Source organism: Mycobacterium terramassiliense, assembly GCF_900157385.1.
Classification (GTDB): domain Bacteria; phylum Actinomycetota; class Actinomycetes; order Mycobacteriales; family Mycobacteriaceae; genus Mycobacterium; species Mycobacterium terramassiliense.
Genome location: NZ_LT717698.1, coordinates 376806 through 396677, shown reverse-complemented (window position 1 = coordinate 396677; position 19872 = coordinate 376806). Strand labels below are relative to the sequence as shown.

At 68.7% G+C, this 19872-nt stretch carries 16 protein-coding genes and 1 tRNA gene; 6 read left to right on the top strand and 11 right to left on the bottom strand.

Features of this window, described 5'->3' with window-relative positions; translation table 11 throughout:
* The first annotated feature begins 24 nt into the window (after positions 1 to 24).
* Both MTAB308_RS03860 and MTAB308_RS03855 read left to right on the top strand, forming a co-directional pair.
* Positions 25 to 900 (top strand): acyl-CoA thioesterase II, encoded by an 876-nt coding sequence (locus MTAB308_RS03860; RefSeq protein ID WP_173842117.1) that lies wholly within the window; start codon positions 25 to 27, stop codon positions 898 to 900.
* 128 nt (positions 901 to 1028) lie between these two features.
* Complete coding sequence (locus MTAB308_RS03855; RefSeq protein ID WP_077098038.1) at positions 1029 to 2423, top strand: bifunctional lysylphosphatidylglycerol flippase/synthetase MprF; 1395 nt, start codon at positions 1029 to 1031, stop codon at positions 2421 to 2423.
* Here the strand turns inward: MTAB308_RS03855 and MTAB308_RS03850 are convergent.
* On the bottom strand, positions 2420 to 3331 hold the full coding sequence (locus MTAB308_RS03850; RefSeq protein ID WP_077098194.1) for a DMT family transporter: 912 nt from the start codon (positions 3329 to 3331) through the stop codon (positions 2420 to 2422). The two genes, MTAB308_RS03855 and MTAB308_RS03850, sit on opposite strands and share 4 nt — an antisense overlap.
* A 168-nt stretch (positions 3332 to 3499) precedes the next feature.
* On the opposite strand from MTAB308_RS03850, the gene MTAB308_RS03845 reads away from it, so the two are divergent.
* Positions 3500 to 4351 (top strand): LysR family transcriptional regulator, encoded by an 852-nt coding sequence (locus MTAB308_RS03845; RefSeq protein WP_077098036.1) that lies wholly within the window; start codon positions 3500 to 3502, stop codon positions 4349 to 4351.
* 11 nt (positions 4352 to 4362) lie between these two features.
* Here MTAB308_RS03845 and cydC read toward each other — a convergent pair whose 3' ends face one another.
* The 8 genes from cydC to MTAB308_RS03805 form a co-directional block, all read right to left on the bottom strand.
* Entirely contained in the window at positions 4363 to 6066 is a 1704-nt protein-coding gene (gene cydC, locus MTAB308_RS03840; protein WP_083746432.1) for a thiol reductant ABC exporter subunit CydC, read from the bottom strand.
* Positions 6053 to 7666, bottom strand: coding sequence for a thiol reductant ABC exporter subunit CydD (gene cydD / locus MTAB308_RS03835; RefSeq protein ID WP_077098034.1), 1614 nt, complete (start codon positions 7664 to 7666; stop codon positions 6053 to 6055). Before cydD ends, cydC begins: the two co-directional genes overlap by 14 nt.
* 47 nt (positions 7667 to 7713) lie before the next feature.
* Positions 7714 to 8763: a cytochrome d ubiquinol oxidase subunit II gene (gene cydB, locus MTAB308_RS03830; protein WP_077098032.1), complete on the bottom strand. Its 1050-nt coding sequence runs from the start codon at positions 8761 to 8763 to the stop codon at positions 7714 to 7716.
* Between the two features lie 11 nt (positions 8764 to 8774).
* Positions 8775 to 10241, bottom strand: a complete 1467-nt coding sequence (locus tag MTAB308_RS03825; protein ID WP_077098029.1) for a cytochrome ubiquinol oxidase subunit I — start codon at positions 10239 to 10241, stop codon at positions 8775 to 8777.
* A 49-nt stretch (positions 10242 to 10290) separates the two neighbouring features.
* Positions 10291 to 10905, bottom strand: a complete 615-nt coding sequence (locus MTAB308_RS03820; protein ID WP_108637180.1) for an HdeD family acid-resistance protein — start codon at positions 10903 to 10905, stop codon at positions 10291 to 10293.
* Positions 10906 to 10935: 30 nt separating this feature from the next.
* Positions 10936 to 12264 carry an adenylate/guanylate cyclase domain-containing protein gene (locus MTAB308_RS03815; protein WP_077098190.1) on the bottom strand — a complete coding sequence of 443 codons (1329 nt, stop codon included), beginning with the start codon at positions 12262 to 12264 and terminating at the stop codon, positions 10936 to 10938.
* Positions 12265 to 12298: 34 nt separating this feature from the next.
* Complete coding sequence (locus MTAB308_RS03810) at positions 12299 to 12796, bottom strand: DUF488 domain-containing protein (RefSeq protein ID WP_077098025.1); 498 nt, start codon at positions 12794 to 12796, stop codon at positions 12299 to 12301.
* Positions 12797 to 12806: 10 nt separating this feature from the next.
* Positions 12807 to 12880 (bottom strand) — tRNA-Leu (locus tag MTAB308_RS03805).
* Positions 12881 to 12974: 94 nt separating this feature from the next.
* On the opposite strand from MTAB308_RS03805, the gene MTAB308_RS03800 reads away from it, so the two are divergent.
* A complete protein-coding gene (locus MTAB308_RS03800; protein ID WP_077098188.1) occupies positions 12975 to 13601 on the top strand; it encodes an ANTAR domain-containing response regulator in 627 nt (208 codons plus the stop codon).
* A gap of 233 nt (positions 13602 to 13834) precedes the next feature.
* On the opposite strand, the gene MTAB308_RS03795 is transcribed toward MTAB308_RS03800, so the two are convergent.
* Positions 13835 to 15043 (bottom strand): lipid-transfer protein, encoded by a 1209-nt coding sequence (locus MTAB308_RS03795; RefSeq protein WP_173842116.1) that lies wholly within the window; start codon positions 15041 to 15043, stop codon positions 13835 to 13837.
* On the bottom strand, positions 15040 to 15480 hold the full coding sequence (locus tag MTAB308_RS03790; protein WP_077098021.1) for a Zn-ribbon domain-containing OB-fold protein: 441 nt from the start codon (positions 15478 to 15480) through the stop codon (positions 15040 to 15042). Before MTAB308_RS03790 ends, MTAB308_RS03795 begins: the two co-directional genes overlap by 4 nt.
* A 109-nt stretch (positions 15481 to 15589) precedes the next feature.
* On the opposite strand from MTAB308_RS03790, the gene polA reads away from it, so the two are divergent.
* Positions 15590 to 18253, top strand: a complete 2664-nt coding sequence (gene polA, locus MTAB308_RS03785) for a DNA polymerase I (RefSeq protein ID WP_108637196.1) — start codon at positions 15590 to 15592, stop codon at positions 18251 to 18253.
* A 172-nt stretch (positions 18254 to 18425) separates the two neighbouring features.
* Positions 18426 to 19871, top strand: coding sequence for a 30S ribosomal protein S1 (gene rpsA / locus MTAB308_RS03780; RefSeq protein ID WP_077098017.1), 1446 nt, complete (start codon positions 18426 to 18428; stop codon positions 19869 to 19871).
* Position 19872 lies beyond the last annotated feature (1 nt).

The following is a 19872-nucleotide window of genomic DNA, read 5'->3' as shown; positions in this document are numbered from 1 at the left end:
CAGGACCCAATAGGAGATGCCGCGATCAGCACCAATTCTGATTTCGAGGAACTGCTGGCGATACTCGACCTCCACCGGGTCGCCGACGACCGGTTCGTCGGATCCCATCCGAGCAAGAACCCGATGCGCACGTTCGGCGGCCAGCTCATGGCGCAGTCGTTCGTCGCCAGCAGCCGCACGCTGACTCAGGATGGCCTGCCGCCGAGCGCGCTGTCCGTGCACTTCGTCAACGGCGGGGACACCGCCAAAGACATCGAATACCACGTGACCCGGCTGCGCGACGAGCGCCGGTTCGCCAACCGGCGCGTCGACGCCGTGCAGGACGGCATCGTGTTGTCCTCGGCGCTGATCTCCTACATGGCGGGGGGCCCCGGCCTCGAGCACGCCGTCGACCCCCCGCAGGTGGCGCAGCCCCACACGCAGCCGTCGCTCGGCGAGCTGTTGCGCGGCTACGAAAAGGTCGTCCCGCACTTCGTCAACGCCCTGCAGCCGATCGAATGGCGCTTCACCAACGATCCCTCCTGGGTCATGCGCGACAAGGGCGAGCGGCTGCCGCACAACAGGGTCTGGATGAAGGCACTGGGTACGGTGCCCGAAGACCCGGTGCTGCACACCGCGACCATGCTGTTCTCCTCGGACACCACGGTGCTGGACTCGGTCATCACCACCCACGGGCTGTCGTGGGGCTTCGACCGCATCTTTGCCGCGTCCGCCAACCATTCCGTGTGGTTTCACCGGCAGGTCAACTTCAACGACTGGGTGCTGTACTCCACGTCGTCGCCGGTGGCCGCGGATTCGCGCGGGCTGGGCACCGGGCATTTTTTCGACCCGGCCGGCCAAGCCATCGCCACGGTCTCGCAGGAAGGCCTGCTGTTATATTTCCCGCCCGCCCAGCGATAGACAGGTCACAGTACGGCATACCCGCAGGAAGACCGCCTGATTTGGGCCCACCGCGGCCGTGATCGGGGGTAAGTTCCAACCAGCCGGGTATTCGGTGCGAATGGGAGCTGATCGCATCGGGAGGTGAAGTGAACGGACCGGTCGACGTCGCAGCGAAGCCCCGCGCGCGAGAACGCGTTGTCGTCCATGTCGATTCACTGGCAGCCCGCTGGGTCGGCGCGTCGGCCCTGCTCTGCGCGGCGGGCTGGCTGGTCGTCATCCTCGCCCGGCACCACCAGCAGCCGGATTGGCACTACACCGACCGGCTGGGCTGGTCGCTGACGGTGCTGGGCGCGGTCGCGTTCCTCGCCCGCGGCATCTTCCTCGGTCGCCCGGTGACGACCATGCACGCCACCGCCGCTGCGCTGTTCGTCGTGGCGGGGCTGGGGGCGCACGTGCTGTCCTTCGACCTGCTGGGCAACGTGCTGATCGTCGGGTCCGGGATCGTGTTGATGTGGCCGACGTCGGCGCATCCGCGAGCCGCGGACCTGCCCCGGGTGTGGTCGTTGATCGATGTCACCGACGACGACCCGCTCGCGCCCTTCGCGATGCAGACCGGCAAGTGCTACCACTTCACCGCCGACGGGACGGCCGCGCTGGCGTACCGGACCCGGCTGGGATACGCCGCGGTCGGCGGCGACCCCATCGGTGACGAAGCGAAATTTCCCGAGTTGGTCGCCGATTTTGCCGCCATGTGTCACACCCACGGCTGGCGGATCGCCGTCGTGGGCTGCAGCGAGCGGCGACTCGGCCTGTGGCGCGACCCCGCGGTCATCGGGCAATCGCTGCGGGCCATACCGATCGGCCGCGACGTCGTCGTCGACGTGGAGGGTTTCGAGATGGTGGGCCGCAAGTTCCGCAACCTGCGCCAGGCCGTGAAGCGCACCCACAACTTCGGCATCACCACCGAAATCGTGGACGAGCAGGGACTCGACGACAGGCTGCTCGCGGAGCTGACCGACGTGGTGCGGGCGTCCCCCAGCGGCGCCCACCACGATCGCGGCTTCTACATGAACCTCGACGGCGTGCTGGAGGGCCGGTTCCCCGGAATCAAGCTCATCATCGCCCGGGACGCCGAGGGGTGCGTGCAGGGCTTCCATCGCTACGCGACCGCCGGCGGTGGCAGCGATGTCAGCCTCGACGTCCCGTGGCGTCGCCGCGGATCGCCCAACGGCATCGACGAGCGGCTCAGCGTCGACATGATCATGGCCGCCAAAGACGCCGGCGCGCAGCGGGTATCGCTGTCCTTCGCGGCGTTCCCCGAGATCTTCGAGGACAAGGATCGCGGTCGGCTGCAGCGCGTCTTTTACCGCCTGATCCACATCCTCGACCCGTTGATCGCGCTGGAGTCGTTGTTCCGCTACGTGCGCAAGTTCCACGCCATGGACGCCCGGCGCTACGCGGTGATCTCGATGACGCAGCTGCTCCCGCTGATCGTCGTGTTGTTGACGCTGGAGTTCATGCCACGCCGGCGTCACCTCTAGCCGACGGCGCAGGTCTGGTGAAGCGCTTCGGGTTCGGCGGCGTTCGCCGGGCGGGGCCGGGTGGCTGCCCGGCTGTTGAGCCAGCAGGCGAGCCCGCCGACGAGCAGGCCGACCGCGACACCGGCGTCCGGGCGCTGCCCCAACATCACCCATGACAGCACGCCGGCGACCGCCGGAATGACGGCAAATAGCATCGCCACCGCCGCCGCGCCGTGCGTGTTGATGGCCCGCACGTACAGGCTGACCGCCAGCGTGGCGTTCAACAGCACCACGGCGCTGACCGCGACGGCGGCCTTGGCCGCGTTGTGCACGGTGAAGGGTGTGCAGGCGGCGAGCGCCGCGGCCGGCACGAGGCCGACGGCGTTCTGCACCGCGCTGATCGCCCGGAAGTCGACTCCGGCGCAGAAGCGCTGCTGGTAGACGCCGCCGGCCGAAAGGCCAAGCAGGCCAAGCACAAGCAGCAAGAAGACGGGGTCGACGCCGTGGGTGGCCATCAGCCGCCGGGCGCATGCGGCGAGCACCGCGGCGACGCCCAGGGCCAGCGCGGCCAGCCGCTGCAGACCCAGCGGCTCCCGCAGGAACACGGTCGTGAGGATCGCCGTGGTGACCGGATTCATCGCGATGACCACCGCACACAGCACCGCCGGCGCTCCGAGCTCGACGGCCTCGTAGAGGCTGCAAAACTGGACCCCTTGGATCAGCAGGCCGGCCATCACGACGTGACCGAGCCGCGCCCCGCGCGGCCAGGGCGCCTGCGCCACCACGGTCCAGACCGCCAGGATCGAAGCCGCCAATCCGAACCGCAGCACGAGGGCGGCCATCGGGGTCATCGCGGCCACCGCGAGCGCGCCGATGGGATAACCGATCGCGTAGAGGAATGTCACCGCCGAGGCGGTGGACAGCGGCATGCGTGGCAAGTCCATGTCACCATGCTCGCTTGGTCAACCCATTCAGTCCAACGATTATTGGCGGTCATGAATGATCGTCAGCACTTATCGGTCAGCGGGGAGCAAACGCACTTCCAGCCCGCGATGCCCGCTATTGATCATTCATACGAATCGAACTATGGTGCGGAAATGGCCCAGGCCCTCGACATCGCGCCGCTGCGCAGCCTCGTCGCCGTCGCCGATTGTGGCGGGTTTCACCGTGCGGCCGCCGCGCTACACCTGAGCCAGTCCGCGGTCAGTCAGCACCTGCGCCGAATCGAGGCGGTGATCGGCCAGACGGTGGTCGAACGCTCGGGCCGCGGCATCGTGTTCACCGAGGCGGGACACAAGGTGCTGCGGCATGCCCGCGCGATACTGTCCGCGCATGACGCGGCGCTCGACGACCTGGGCGCCACCGAGCCGGCGCTGTTGACGATCGGCGCCACCGAGCACGGCGCCGACGTGATGCTGGCCGGCCTGACCAGCGCGTTGCGTGAGCGACTTCCCGACCGGCGGGTGCGCTTCCGGCTCGACCGCAATGTGTCGCTGGCCGACTCGATCGAACGCGGGCTGGTGGACTTGGCGATCATGCTCGACGGGGCGGGACTGGATCGCGCCAACGCGTCCGGACTCGTTCGGCTGCAATGGATTTCAGCGCGAACCTTCGCGGCCTCGACTCGGGATCCGCTGCCCCTGGTGATCTTTTCCGAACCGTGTACGTTGCGCGAGCCCGCGTTCTCGGCGCTGGACAAGCGCGACATCGCCTACGACATCGCCGCCGAATGCGGCGATCTGTCCGGTCTTTACGCGGCGGTGCGGTCGGGGCTGGGCGTCGCGCTGCTGCCGATGATCGGCAAGCTTCCCGACGGGCTGTGCCTGGCCGAGGGGCTGCCGCCGGTCAACAGCGCGTCGATATTGGTGCGCGGCCGCGTCGGTATCGACCCCGACCTGCTGAACACGGTCGACGCCGCGGTGCGTGACGTGCTGGCCACCGAGAACTGAGCCGCGGCCGGTCAGGACAACTGCGCCTGACGGATTCGCATTTCGCGGCAGCCGATGCCCTTGGGCAGCTGGTGAGTAGCCACCACGACGGTCCGGTGGGCCGACATCAGCGTGGACGTTGGGCCCAACAGTTCGCACAGCACCCGTTCGGCGTCGACCGCGTCGAGGTGCTCGGTCGGCTCGTCGAGCAGCACGATGCGGGCCGGTGCAAGCACTGCGCGGGCCAGCAGCAGCCGCCTGCGCTGGCCCGCCGAAAGCGCCTGCGCGCCACCGGTCAACACCGTCGACAGGCCCTCCGGCAAGCCGGACAGCCACCCGGTGAGGCCGACGGCGTCGAGCGTCGCGGTCAGCTCGTCGTCGCGGCAGTCGCCGCGGGCCACCAGCAGGTTGTCCCGGACGGTGGTGGCGAAGACGTGCGCGTCCTCGGCGAAAAAGCTTACCGTCCTGTGGAATTCGTCTTCATCGAAGCGGCTGATGTCGGTTCCGTCCAGCGTCACCCGCCCGTCGACCGGGGGGATCAGCCCGGCGAGCGTCATCAGCAGCGTGGTCTTGCCCGAACCGCTGGCTCCGGTGACCGCAAGCCGGGCGCCCGGCGGCAGGCCGAGGCGCACCGGGACCGCTCGCGACGCGCCGTCGTGACCGGAGCGGACATCGGCAAACAGCGTCCCGCCGGCGGGGACCGCCTCGCCGGGCACCGTCGGGCTCTCGGGGGGAGCCAGCTCGAGCAGGCGGCGCGCGGCGATCCGCGACCGCGTCAGCTGCACCGCCGCGGCGGGTAACGCCGTCGTCGCCTCGAAAGCGGACAGCGGCAACAACATCAGCACCGCCAGCGTGGTGGGCGCGACCGTGTGCGCCAGCGCGATGCCGGCCACCACGGCGCCGAGCACGCTGGCCCCGATCGCCGCGGTGGGCATCGCCTCGGCGACGGCGGCCGGTCGCGCCGCGGCGTCGAGGGCGTCGGCCCAGTCGCGTTGGCGGCGCTGCGCATCGGCGATGACGCCGGACAGGGCGCCGGCGACGCGCAGCTCCGGGGCGTGCTCGAGGGCGATCATCGCAGACGTGTCGCGATCGGAATGGTGTTGCCGGGCAAGCTCTTCCTGCGCGACGGCGGCCCGCCCGGCAAGCCGCGGGGCAACGAAGCCGGCGAGGAGCAGGCACATCGCCAGCACCGCCGCGGCCGGCGGCGAGATGACCGCGACCACCGCGGTCGCCGCCAACCCGAGCACCGCCGCGACGGCGATCGGCACCACGGCGCGCACCAGGACGTTGGCCAGCTCGTCGACGTCGGCGCCCACCCGGGCCACCAGCTCGCCGCTGTGCAGCCGGACGGCGGATGCCGCGGGCCCGCGGGCGAGCCGGCGATAGATCTGCGCTCGGGCCGTGCCGGCCGCGCGCAGCGCGGTGTCGTGGGTGGCCAGCCGCTCGCAATAGTGCAGGACGCCCCGCGATATCGCGAACGTGCGCACCGCGACCACCGCGACCGAAAGGTCCAGCACGGGCGGCATCTGCCAGGCCCGGGTGATCAGCCACGCCGAAAACCCGGCCAGGGCAAGCGCGCTGCCCAGCGACAGCACGCCCAGCGCGATGGCGGCTAGGATCCTGGTCAGCCGCGGGCGCAGCAGTGTGAACGCGTCTACGAGCGCGGGCTGGCGGCGACCCGCGTCGCCCGGCTTCGCCGCGCTTGCGATCGTCGGGAGGGGATCAGACCGCGGCATGATCCACCCCGGCCTCGGCGGCCACCCGGACCACCCGGTCACCGATGGCCACGACGGGCTCGCGGTGGCCGACGACGACCACCGTCGCGCCGGCGCGCGCCCGCTCGACGACGGCCCGCAGGACCCGCTGCTCGGTGCGCGCGTCCAGGTGCGCGGTCGGCTCGTCGAGCAGCAGCACCGGGGCCGCCGACCCGAGCGCCCGCGCGAGGCCGAGCCGTTGGCGCTGTCCCAGCGACAGCCCGACGCCCCCGCGCCCGAGCAGGGTGTCCATCCCGTCGGGCAGGTCGGCCAGCACCGCGTCGAAACCGGATGCGGCACAGGCCCCGTCGAGGTCGGCCAGCGGCCCGAGCAGGAGCAGGTTGTCGCGCACGGAGCCGGGGACCAGCACCGGGCGCTGCGGCAGCCAGGACAGCTGCCGCCACCACGCCGCCGGGGCCAGGTCGGTGACGTCGACTCCACCCACGGTGACCCGGCCCGCGGACGGCGCGGTGATCCCGGCGATGGCCTGCAGCGTGGTGCTCTTGCCGGCGCCGTTGGGTCCGGTCAGCACCGTCACCCGGCCGGGTTCGATGGCCGCGGTCAGATCGCGCGGCGCGCGGCCGTCCCGGCCCGCCACGCTGAGGTTTTCCACGCGGATCTCGCCGCCGCGCGCGTTCACGGTTTGGTCGCGCACCGTCGGGTCGGCCGGCTCGCCGATGAGGGAGAACGCCTTGTCGGCCGCGGTCCTACCGTCCTGGGCGGCGTGGAATTCCACGCCGATCCGGCGCAGCGGCCAATAGACGTCCGGCGCCAGCAGCAGCACCGTGAGCCCGGTGGTCAATGTCATCTCACCGAACACCAGGCGAAGGCCGATGCCGACCGCGATCAGCGCGACGCCCAGGGTGGCCAGCAATTCGAGCACCAGCGCCGACAGGAAAGCGATCCGCAGCGTCGCCATCGCCGAACGCCGATGGGCGGCGGCCAGTTCGGCGATGCGATGTTCGGGGCCCCGGCCGCGTCCCAGCGCCCGCAGTGTCGGGATGCCGGCGATCAGGTCCAGCAATCGGGCCTGCAGGGTCGTCATGGCCTCCAGGGCCGCCGCCGAGCGGTCGGCGGTCGCGATCCCGATCAACACCATGAAGATCGGGATCAGGGGCAGGGTGATCGCCACGATCACCATCGATTTCAGGTCGTAGGCGGCGATCACGGCGACGGTCGCCGGGGTCAGGATCGCGGCGAGCAGCAGGGTGGGCAGGTATCCCGCGAAGTAGGGGCGCAACCCGTCGAGGCCGCGGGTGACCACGACCGCGGCGGCATCGCGCTGGGCGGCGAGCTCGCGTGGCTGGCGGGCGGTCACCGCCGCGAGAACCTGCCCGTTGAGGTCGGCGATGACCGCGCTGGAGCCCCGCTGACCAAGACGGGCCTGCAGCCACTGCGTCAGCGTGCGAAAGACCCACAGCGCCAACAGGATCGACAACGGCGAAAGCCAGGAACGCAGGCCGCGCGCCGAGGGGTCGCCGACGATGCGCGCGACGGTGCCCGCCAGCACGATCGCCGAGCCGATCGCGCAGCCCGAGATCACCACCCCGCAGCCCACGCTGGCGAGCAGATAGCGCCGCAACGCGGTCGATGCGCGCCACAGCCGTGGGTCCAGCGGCGCCCGGCCGCTCAGGACGGACGCCTCGCGAGCCCGATCGACGGCGGTATCCGGTCGGACGAGATCCGTTGCCGGAAAACCCAATACGTCCACGCCTGGTAGATCACCGTCAGCGGCGCCATGATCGCGGTCACCCAGGTCATGATCTTGAGTGTGTAGGGGGTCGACGACGCGTTGTAGATCGTGACATTCCATTGGCTGTTCAGCGTCGAGGGCACCAGGTTCGGGTACAGCGAGCCGAACAGCAGGACGACGACGGCGGCGACCACCAACGCCGTGCAGGCGAAAGCCCACCCGTCCGACGCGCGCCGCCACACCAACAGCACCGCGGCCAGCTGCGCGACAACCGCGACGCCCAGCACCAACCACGTCCAGCCCTTGCCGTGGGCCAGCTGCGTCCAAAGCCCAAACGCCGCAACCAGTCCGGTGACCGGAAGCGACAGCCGCACCGCGAATCGGTGCGCGTCGTCGCGGATCGTGCCCGAGGTCTTCAGGCCGACGAACACCGCGCCGTAGAACAAGAACAGCCCCGCGGTGGCCAGGCCGCCCAGCAGCGTGTAAACGTTGAGCACGTCGGTGATCGACAGGTGGATGTGGCCGGCGGCGTCCACCGGCAGCCCGCGGACCAGGATGGCGAACGCCACGCCCCACAACACCGCGGGCAGCCACGACCCGGCGGCGATCCCGAAATCGGCCCAGCCGCGCCATCTCGTGTCGTCGACCTTGCCGCGCCATTCGATGGCCACCGCGCGCAGGATCATGCCGAACAGGATCGCCAGCAGCGGGAGGTACAGCGTGGAGAACACCGTGGCATACCAGCCGGGGAACGCGGCGAACATCGCCGCGCCGCCGGTGATCAGCCAGACCTCGTTGCCATCCCACACCGGGCCGATGGTGTTGAGCACCGTGCGCCGCTGCAGTTCCGGCTCACCGACGTCCGAAAGGCTGAACCGGGCCAGCGGCTCCATCAACATGCCGACGCCGAAGTCGAAACCTTCGAGGATGAAGAAACCGAGGAACAGCAATCCGATGATGCCGAACCACAACTGTTGCAATGCCACCGGTCAGCTCCTTAATACGCGAACGAAAGCGGGGCCACCTCGTCGTCGCTGGGTGCGCGAGGCGGTGCCGGTTCGGCGTCGTGTTCCTGCGGGCCTTCGACGACGTAGCGCTTGAGCAGCCAGAACCAGATGACCGCGAGCACCGCGTAGACCAGGGTGAAGGTCACCAGGGACGTGACGACCATGCCGGGGGCGTGGTCGGAAACGGCTTGGCGAACGGTGAACCGGACCTGCTGGTCCCCGGTCGGGTTCGGAGCGACGATCCATGGCTGGCGGCCCATCTCGGTGAAGACCCATCCGGAGATGTTGGCGAGGAACGGCGTGGGAATGGTGAGCAGCGCCAGCCAGGAGAACCAACGCCGATCGGGCGCCCGGCCACCCCGGGTGAACCACAAGGTGGCCAGCGCGAACAACACCGGAACGGCCAGGAATCCGATCATCGCGCGGAACGACCAGTAGGTGACGAACAGGTTGGGCCGGTAATCGTTGGGTCCGAATCGATGCTCGAAGTCCTGCTGGATGTTGCGCACCCCCTGCAGCGTCACGTCGCTGGTCTTGCCCTCGGCCAGGAACGGCAACACGTAGGGCACCTCGATCACCCGGGTGATGCTGTCGCAGTTGTTGTGGGTGCCGACGGTCAGGATGGAAAAGTTGGGATCGGTTTCGGTGCTGCACAACGATTCCGCCGACGCCATCTTCATCGGCTGCTGAACGAACATCAGCTTGCCTTGACGGTCGCCGGTGAAGAACAGGCCGGCGGCGGCGAGCAGCACCACCCAACAGCCCAGGATGGCCGCGGGGCGGAACACGTTGCGGGCGTCCGCCTCGGGGAGGGTGGACCCCGGCGTGCGCGAGCGGATCAGCCACCACGCGCTGACGGCGGCGACGAACGTCCCGGCGGTCAACAACGATCCGGTCACGGTGTGCGAAAAGGCAGCAAGCGCAGTGTTATTGCGGAGCAAAGCGGAGATGCTGTCCAACTCGGCGCGATGGGTCGCCGGGTTGTAGTGCGCGCCGACCGGGTGCTGCATGAACGAGTTCGCCACGATGATGAAGAAGGCGGACACGTTCACGCCGATCGCGACGATCCAGATGCACGCCAGGTGCACCAGCCGCGGTAGCCGGCTCCACCCGAAGATCCACAGGCCGATGAAGGTGGACTCGAAGAAGAAGGCGAACAGGCCCTCCATCGCCAGCGGGGCGCCGAAGATATCGCCGACGAAGCGGGAGTACTCGCTCCAGTTCATCCCGAACTGAAATTCCTGGACGATTCCCGTCGCCACGCCGATGGCGAAGTTGATCAGGAACAACTTGCCGAAAAACTTGGTGAGGCGATACCACGCGGCGTTGCCGGTGGCCACCCACACCGTCTGCATGATGGCGAGCAGGGGGGCCAGGCCGATGGTGAGCGGCACGAAGATGAAGTGGTAGACGGTCGTGATACCGAACTGCCACCGCGAAATATCGACGACATTCATTGTCATCTCCTGAGACTACGGCCAGCTACGACACAGTGTAGTAGTTAGGTCAGACCGGCGCTATGTCTTGCCCACCGAGTTGTTTGGACGCTTTGCGAATGCCGAATGAAGACACGATCTCGAACACGCCGATCACCACGAACCACACGCCGACCACGAGCGCCAGGGTGACGATCGAATCGAACGGCGAGGCCAGGACGACGATTCCGGCGAGCAGGCTGATCACGCCGACGAAGATCGACCACCCGCGCCCGGGCAGCGCCGGATCGCTGATGGCCGAGACCGTCGTACCGACCCCGCGGAAGATGAAACCGATGCCTATCCAGATGGCGAGCAACAACACGGCGTAGCCCTGGCCGAAATGGCGAAACGCCAAGACTGCGAGGATGAGTGACGCCGCCCCGCTGATGAACAGCAGGATCCGGCTGCCCGCCGAAACATGCAGGCTGAACGCGAACACCACCTGCGCGACGCCGGTGATCAACAGGTAGACGCCGAACGCGACGGCGGCTGCCAGGATCGTGATCCCCGGCCACGCGAGGATCACGGCGCCGACGATCAGCGACAGGATTCCCGACACCAGCGTCGATTTCCATAAGTGCGGCAACAAGCTTGGAACCGGAGCGGTTCCAGGAGTGGTTTGCATGGCCGCAGTCTGACACACCCCGCGGGGCGCGGGATAGGGACTTTCGGCTCACACGCGCGCGGTGCGCGGTTCCTCGGAACGCAGGTCCGCGGATTGCTCGGTTGCCTTGCGGCCGATCAGATACCAGGTGCGCATGGGGCCCTTGCCCTTGACGTCGATGCTGCCCCGCTCCTGCAGCACGAATTCGTCTTTGAGGCGCTCATACAGCTCCTCGGGCACCTGAATCCGGCCCACCGAGTCGGTGGCTTCCATCCGGGAGGCGACATTGACCGCGTCGCCCCACACGTCGTAGAAGAACCGGCGAGAACCCACCACACCCGCAACCACCGGCCCGCACGCCATGCCCACGCGCAGCGGCACCGGCTCGCCGTGCGGATCCTTCAGTCCCGCAACGACATTGGCCATGTCGAGCGCGAAATCCGCCAGCGCCTGGGAGTGGTCCGGCCGCGGGCGCGGGACGCCGCTGACCACCATGTACGAGTCGCCGCTCACCTTGATCTTTTCCAGCCCGTGCTTGTCCACCAGGGCGTCGAAAGCGCCGTAAAGGCGGTCGAGAAAGCGCACCAGATCGGCAGGCGGGGTGGCGCTGGCGCGTTCGGTGAACCCGACGATGTCGGCGAACAAGACCGTTGCGTCGTCGTACTTGTCGGCGATGACGCCGCGGCCCGGCTCCTTGAGCCGTTCGGCGATGCTGGCCGGCAACATGTTTTCGAGCAGCGTCTCGGAGCGGTCGTACTGGGCCTCCATCACGGCCTCGGCCCGCGCGGTGTCACGCAGGGCGAACCACACCGTCACGACTACCATCACGACGCTGGAGATGGCCGTGACGACAAACCCCGCCGACTGGGCCCAGGCGGGCTGCAGCCCGGTGTTTTCCGGCACCAGGAACTCGACCGCGATGATCAGCCCGGCCGCGACGGCCGCCAGCGCGGCCGCCAGCACGATGTGCTCGATGCCCAGCAGCAGCACCACGATGCAGGCGCCGACCAGGAAGAAGAACTGTGACCCCGAACCGGTGCCCACGTCCAGGCAGCTGGCGAACACCGAGACGTAGGCGGCGCCGATAAAGGTAAGCGGCGCAACCAATTCGCCGAATCGCTGCAGCCACGGCACCATCGCGAAGACCATGGCGCCGATGACGTTGATCGAGCTGACCTGCCACGTCCAGGAATCGGTGGCGATCTGGACGAGCACGAAGCTCACGCTGACCATCACGGCCAGCCACGCGGTGATCATGAGGATCCGGCCCCGGCGCGCGGCGCTGGCCGCGTAGTGCTGGTTGCGGTCGCGCGTCTGCGCCCGCACCGCGGCCACGCAGTCCGGGCGATTCGACGAGCCGTCTTTCCGGGGTGGGGCCCCGCATTTCTTGGCCACCACCATCAAAGCCTAACCGTTGACCTCGCCGTTTGTCCTAGCCAAGCTCGTGGGTCAGCCACTCCGACGGCCGGTGCGGCGCCAGCGAGCCATTGGGCATGATGTGCTGCACCGGGTGGCCGTCCCGGGCGGCCAGGTCGGCGATCATCCGCCGGTGACAGCGCCACCAGGTCGGTTCCCCGCACATGACGGCGACGTCGCCGGCCTCGGCATCTTTTAGCAGCCGCCGGAAGGCCGCCTGGAAGCCTGGTGTGCGGGTATGCGCCGCGTAATTGGCGAATGCGCGGTTCTCCCACCACTCGTCCCGCGGCACCGGGGAAACCGGCGGTTTGCGTCGCCCACCGAGGTCAGGCTCGTGGCGGTAGGCGATTCCGGCGGTGCCCAGCCAGCCCGGCATCGCTTCCTTCGACACGTCGGGGTTGCGGCGCGAGCCCGGGAAGCTGCGCACGTCGACCAGCAGCGTGATGCCGTGTTGCCGCAGCGCGGCGGTGAGTTCGTCGGCGGTTTTCGCGCCGTGCCCGATGGTGTACAGCATGGGTGGGGAGTGCCCTCGGTGGGATTCGAACCCACACTGGACGGGTTTTGAGTCCGTTTCCTCTGCCAGTTGGGATACGAGGGCTGGGCAGCCTCCCACCATAGAGGATCGGCGCGCCGATCGATTCTCACCGCCCCCGAGTGCGCTGGTCGTGGGCGTGCAGGACACAATGTCCGTCATGACAGGCCCCACGACCGACACCGACGCCGCTGCGCCGCGCCGGGTCCTGATCGCGGAAGACGAAGCGCTCATCCGGCTGGACCTGGCAGAAATGCTCCGAGAGGAGGGGTACGAGATCGTCGGCGAGGCCGGCGACGGCCAGGAAGCCGTCGAACTGGCCGAGCGCCACCAGCCCGACCTGGTGATCATGGACGTGAAGATGCCGCGGCGCGACGGCATCGACGCGGCCTCGGAGATCGCCAGCAAGCGCATCGCGCCGATCGTGGTGCTGACCGCGTTCAGCCAACGCGACCTGGTCGAGCGGGCCCGCGACGCGGGCGCGATGGCCTATCTGGTGAAGCCGTTCACCATCAGCGACCTGATCCCGGCCATCGAGCTGGCGCTCAGCCGGTTCAGCGAGATCACCGAGCTGGAACGCGAGGTGGCGACGCTGTCCGACCGGCTGGAGACCCGCAAGGTCGTCGAACGCGCCAAGGGCCTGCTGCAGACCAAGCAAGGCATGACCGAGCCCGAGGCCTTCAAGTGGATTCAGCGCGCGGCGATGGACCGGCGGACCACGATGAAGCGGGTGGCCGAGGTCGTGCTGGAAACCCTCGGCGACGCGCCCAAAGAGGAATCGGGCTAGCGGGCATAGCCGTCGGAACTGCGCTCAGATCGCGAATTTGGGCGCTTCGACCCGCTGGTCGCAGTCTCGGCCGACGGCGGGTGCCGCTTTTCGGTGCGATCGAGGCGAGTCGGGCATTGATTGTGGTGTGAGGGCTTCGCGTGTGAGTCCAGGGCGGTAAAACCGCCCAGATCCCGCCCTGGGTACACACCGAAAGCCGTGTGCCCACACTCGACGGAAGAGGCGACCGGCGACTAGCGCGCCACGATCACCGACGAGCCGTGCCCGAACAGGCCCTGGTTCGCGGTGACGCCGACGGTGGCGTTCTCCACCTGCCGGCCGGTGGCCTGGCCGCGCAGCTGCCAGGTCAGCTCGCACACCTGCGCGATGGCCTGGGCCGGGATGGCCTCGCCGAAGCAGGCCAGCCCGCCCGACGGGTTGACCGGGATCTTGCCGCCGATGGCGGTGGCACCGCTGCGCAGCAGCCCCTCGGCCTCGCCCTTGGCGCACAGCCCCAGGTGCTCGTACCAGTCGAGCTCCAGGGCGGTGGACAGGTCGTAAACCTCGGCCAGGCTGAGGTCCTCGGGCCCGATGCCCGCTTCGGCGTAGGCCGCATCGAGGATCTGATCCTTGAAAACGCGCTCGGGCGCGGGCACCGCCGCGGTGGAATCCGTTGCGATGTCCGGCAATTCGGGGAGGTGCTGGGGGTAGTGCGGGGTCACGGTGCTGACCGCGCGCACCGCCGGCACGCCCGCGACCGAGCCGAGGTGCTTCTCGGTGAACGACTTGCTCGCCACGATCAGCGCCGCCGCCCCGTCGGAGGTGGCGCAGATGTCCAGCAGCCGCAGCGGGTCGGAGACCACGGGGCTGGCCAGCACGTCCTCGATCGAGTTCTCCTTGCGGTAGCGGGCATTCGGGTTGTTGAGCCCGTGCTTGGAGTTCTTGACCTTCACCTGGGCGAAGTCCTCGAGCGTGGCGCCGTAGAGGTCCATCCGCCGCCGCGCCAGCAGCGCGAAATACACCGTGTTGGTGGCGCCGATGAGGTGGAAGCGCTGCCAGTCGGGGTCGTTGCGGCGTTCGCCGCCGACGGGGGCGAAGAAGCCTTTCGGCGTGGTGTCCGCGCCGATCACCAGCGCGACGTCGCAGAACCCGGCCAGGATCTGGGCCCGCGCGCTCTGCAGCGCCTGCGAGCCGCTGGCGCATGCGGCGTAGCTCGAGCTGACCGGGATGCCGTTCCAGCCCAGCTTCTGCGCGAACGTCGCGCCGGCGACGAACCCCGGGTAGCCGTTGCGGATGGTGTCCGCCCCGGCGACCAGCTGGATCTGGCTCCAGTCCAGGCCGGCCTCGGCCAGCGCGGCGCGCGCGGCGACGACCCCGTATTCGGTGAAGTCGCGGCCCCACTTGCCCCAGGGGTGCATTCCGGCGCCGAGGATGTAGAGCGGTTCGGGCGTGTTCATGGTCAGGCCACCTTCCACGCATGCACGATGCGCTGCACGCCGTCGTCATCGGTGAACAGCGGCATGGTGGTCAGCTCCATCTCCATGCCGACCTTCAGGTCGGCCGCCAGCGTGCCCTCGACCACCTTGCCGAGCACGATCAAACCTTCGTCGGCCAGCTGCACCGCGGCGACGGCGAACGGCTCGAAGGGGTCCGGGGACGGGTACGGCGGCGGTGGCGCGTAACGGTTTTCGGTGTAGCTCCACAAAGTCCCGCGCGCCGACAGCGCAACGGACTCCAGCGCGTCGTTGGCGCAGGCCGGGTTGGGGCAGTTGTTCTCCCGGGGCGGGAAGACGTAGGTGCCGCACTCGGGGCACTTGCTGCCGATCAAATGGGGGCTGCCGGCCTCGTCGGTGGCGAACCATCCGTCGATCGCGGGTTGTTGGCTGGTGACCTCGGGCACCCGCCAACACTACCAAGCGCTTGTTTGGGCACGCCAGGGCTCGTCACACCAAGTGCCTAGAGTGAATGCCGTGCCCGCCGCCACCGAGGAACAAACCAAACCGACACTGATGCTGTTGGACGGCAATTCGCTGGCGTTCCGGGCGTTCTACGCGCTGCCGGCCGAGAACTTCAAGACCCGCGGCGGCCTGACCACCAACGCCGTCTACGGCTTCACCGCCATGCTGATCAACCTGCTGCGCGACGAGGCCCCGACGCACATCGCGGCGGCGTTCGACGTGTCGCGGCAGACCTTCCGCTCCGAGCGGTACCCCGAATACAAGGCCAACCGGTCGTCGACCCCCGACGAGTTCCACGGCCAGATCGACATCACCAAGGAAGTGCTGGGCGCGCTGGGCATCACGGTGCTCTCCGAGCAGGGCTTCGAGGCCGACGACCTCATCGCGACGCTGGCCACCCAGGCCGAACACGAGGGCTACCGCGTGCTGGTGGTCAGCGGGGACCGCGACTCCCTGCAGCTGGTCAGCGACGACGTCACCGTGCTGTATCCCCGCAAGGGGGTCAGCGAGCTGACCCGGTTCACCCCCGAGGCGGTCGTCGAAAAATACGGGCTGACCCCCACGCAGTACCCCGACTTCGCCGCGCTGCGCGGCGATCCCAGCGACAACCTGCCCGGCATCCCCGGGGTCGGGGAGAAGACCGCGTCGAAGTGGATCGCCGAATTCGGCTCGCTGCAGGCGCTGGTCGACCACGTCGACTCGGTGCGCGGCAAGGTCGGCGACGCGCTGCGGGCCAACCTGGCCGGCGTCATCCGCAACCGGGACCTCACCGAGCTGGTCAAGGACGTGCCGCTGGCCCAAACCCCGGACACGCTGCGGCTGCAGCCCTGGGACCGCGACCAGATCCACCGGCTCTTCGACGACCTGGAGTTCCGGGTGCTGCGCGACCGGTTGTTCGACACCCTGGTCGCCGTCGAGCCCGAGGTCGACGAGGGTTTCGACGTGCGCGGCGGCGCGCTGGAGCCCGGGACGGTCGGGCAATGGCTGGCCGCGCACGCCGGCGACGGGCGCCGGGCCGGGCTGGCCGTGGCCGGCACCCACCTGCCGCACGGCGGGGACGCCACCGGTCTGGGCATCGCGGCCGCCGACGGCGAGGGCGGCTACGTCGACACCGCGACGCTGACCCCCGACGACGACGCCGCGCTCGCGTCCTGGCTGGCCGACCCCGCGAAGCCCAAGGCGCTGCACGAGGCCAAGCTCGCCATCCACGATCTGGCGGGCCGCGGCTGGACGCTGAACGGCATCAGCTCCGACACCGCGCTGGCGGCCTACCTGGTGCGGCCCGGGCAGCGCAGCTTCACCCTCGACGACCTCTCGCTGCGCTACCTGCGCCGCGAGCTGCGCGCGGAAAGCCCTGAACAGCAACAGCTTTCGTTGCTCGACGACGTCGAGGGCACCGACGAGCAGGCCGTGCAGACCCTGATCCTGCGGGCGCGCGCCGTGGTGGACCTGGCCGACGCGCTGGACGCCGAGCTGGATCGCATCGACTCCACCGCGCTGCTGGGCGAGATGGAGCTGCCGGTCCAGCAGGTGCTGGCCGACATGGAAAGCGCCGGCATCGCCGTCGATCTGCAGCTGCTGGGCGAGCTGCAAAGCCAGTTCGGCGATCAGATCCGCGACGCCGCCGAGGCGGCCTACGCCGTGATCGGCAAGCAGATCAACCTGGGCTCGCCCAAGCAGTTGCAGGTGGTGCTGTTCGACGAGCTCGGGATGCCCAAGACCAAGCGCACCAAGACCGGCTACACCACCGACGCGGACGCCCTGCAGTCGCTGTTCGACAAGACCGGGCATCCGTTCCTGCAGCACCTGCTGGCCCACCGCGACGTCACCCGGCTCAAGGTCACCGTCGACGGGTTGCTGAACTCGGTGGCCGCCGACGGCCGCATCCACACCACGTTCAACCAGACGATCGCCGCCACCGGCCGGCTGTCGTCGACCGAACCCAACCTGCAGAACATCCCGATCCGCACCGAGGAAGGCCGCCAGATCCGCGACGCGTTCGTCGTCGGCAAGGGTTACGAAGAGCTGATGACGGCGGACTACAGCCAGATCGAGATGCGGATCATGGCGCACCTGTCCCGCGACGAGGGCCTCATCGAGGCGTTCAACACGGGGGAGGACCTGCACTCGTTCGTCGCCTCGCGGGCGTTCGGGGTGCCGATCGAGGAGGTCACCGCCGAGCTGCGGCGCCGGGTCAAGGCGATGTCGTACGGGCTGGCCTACGGGTTGAGCGCCTACGGGCTGGCCGCGCAGCTGAAGATCTCCACCGAGGAGGCGAAGGTCCAGATGGACCAGTACTTCGCCCGCTTCGGCGGGGTGCGCGACTACCTGATGGACGTCGTCGAGCAGGCCCGCAAGGACGGCTACACCTCGACGGTGCTGGGCCGCCGGCGCTACCTGCCCGAGCTGGACAGCAGCAACCGGCAGGTGCGCGAGGCCGCCGAGCGGGCGGCGCTCAATGCGCCCATCCAGGGCAGCGCCGCCGACATCATCAAGGTGGCGATGATCGAGGTCGACAAGGCGATCAAGGAGGCGGGGCTGGCGTCGCGCATGCTGTTGCAGGTGCACGACGAACTGTTGTTCGAAATCGCGCCCGGTGAGCGGGAGCGGGTCGAGGCGCTGGCCCGGGAGAAGATGGGCGGCGCGTACCCGCTGGACGTCCCGCTCGAGGTGTCGGTGGGCTACGGACGCTCCTGGGACTCCGCCGCGCACTAGGGCCGCCGGTGTAACGTGAGGGCGAAAAATCGGCCGGAAATTCGCCCTGGCGTTACATTCCCTTCAGCATGTAGCGGCCGAGTTTGTCCAGCTAGTGCCCTGTCGAGTAGCCTCGACAGGTAAATCCCAGTTTTATCCCTACGACCTCACCTGTCCGGAGCAACCCAACAACATGCCGAGTCCCACCGTCACCTCGCCGCAAGTAGCCGTCAACGACATTGGCTCGAGCGAGGATTTTCTCGCCGCAATAGACAAAACGATCAAGTACTTCAACGATGGCGACATCGTCGAGGGCACCATCGTCAAAGTGGACCGGGACGAGGTGCTCCTCGACATCGGCTACAAGACCGAAGGGGTCATCCCCGCCCGCGAGCTCTCCATCAAGCACGACGTCGACCCCAACGAGGTCGTTTCCGTCGGCGATGAGGTCGAGGCCCTGGTCCTCACCAAGGAGGACAAAGAGGGCCGGCTGATCCTCTCCAAGAAGCGCGCGCAGTACGAGCGCGCCTGGGGCACCATCGAGGCGCTCAAGGAGAAGGACGAGGCCGTCAAGGGCACGGTCATCGAGGTGGTCAAGGGTGGCCTGATCCTCGACATCGGGTTGCGCGGCTTCCTGCCCGCCTCGCTGGTCGAGATGCGCCGCGTGCGCGATCTGCAGCCGTACATCGGCAAGGAGATCGAAGCCAAGATCATCGAGCTGGACAAGAACCGCAACAACGTGGTGCTGTCGCGCCGGGCCTGGCTGGAGCAGACCCAGTCCGAGGTGCGCAGCGAGTTCCTCAACCAGCTGCAGAAGGGCAGCATCCGCAAGGGTGTGGTGTCCTCCATCGTCAACTTCGGCGCGTTCGTCGACCTCGGCGGTGTCGACGGCCTGGTGCACGTCTCCGAGCTGTCCTGGAAGCACATCGACCACCCGTCCGAGGTGGTGCAGGTGGGCGACGAGGTCACCGTCGAGGTGCTCGACGTCGACATGGACCGCGAGCGGGTTTCGTTGTCGCTCAAGGCGACCCAGGAAGACCCGTGGCGGCACTTCGCCCGCACGCACGCCATCGGCCAGATCGTGCCGGGCAAGGTCACCAAGCTGGTTCCCTTCGGCGCGTTCGTGCGGGTCGAGGAGGGCATCGAGGGCCTGGTGCACATCTCCGAGCTGGCCGAGCGTCACGTCGAGGTGCCCGACCAGGTGGTCGCCGTCGGCGACGACGCGATGGTCAAGGTCATCGACATCGACCTGGAGCGCCGCCGAATCTCGTTGTCGCTCAAGCAGGCCAACGAGGACTACACCGAGGAATTCGACCCGGCCAAGTACGGCATGGCCGACAGCTACGACGAGCAGGGCAACTACATCTTCCCCGAGGGCTTCGACTCCGAGACCAACGAATGGCTCGAAGGCTTCGACAAGCAGCGCAACGAGTGGGAGGCCCGCTACGCCGAGGCCGAGCGCCGGCACAAGATGCACACCGCGCAGATGGAGAAGTTCGCCGCGGCCGAGGCGGCCGGGCACGGCGGTGGCGAGCAGTCGCCGGGCAACGGCGCTCCGCCGGAGAAGGCGGCCGGTGGATCGCTGGCCAGCGACGCCCAGTTGGCGGCCCTGCGGGAAAAGCTCGCCGGCAACGCGTAAC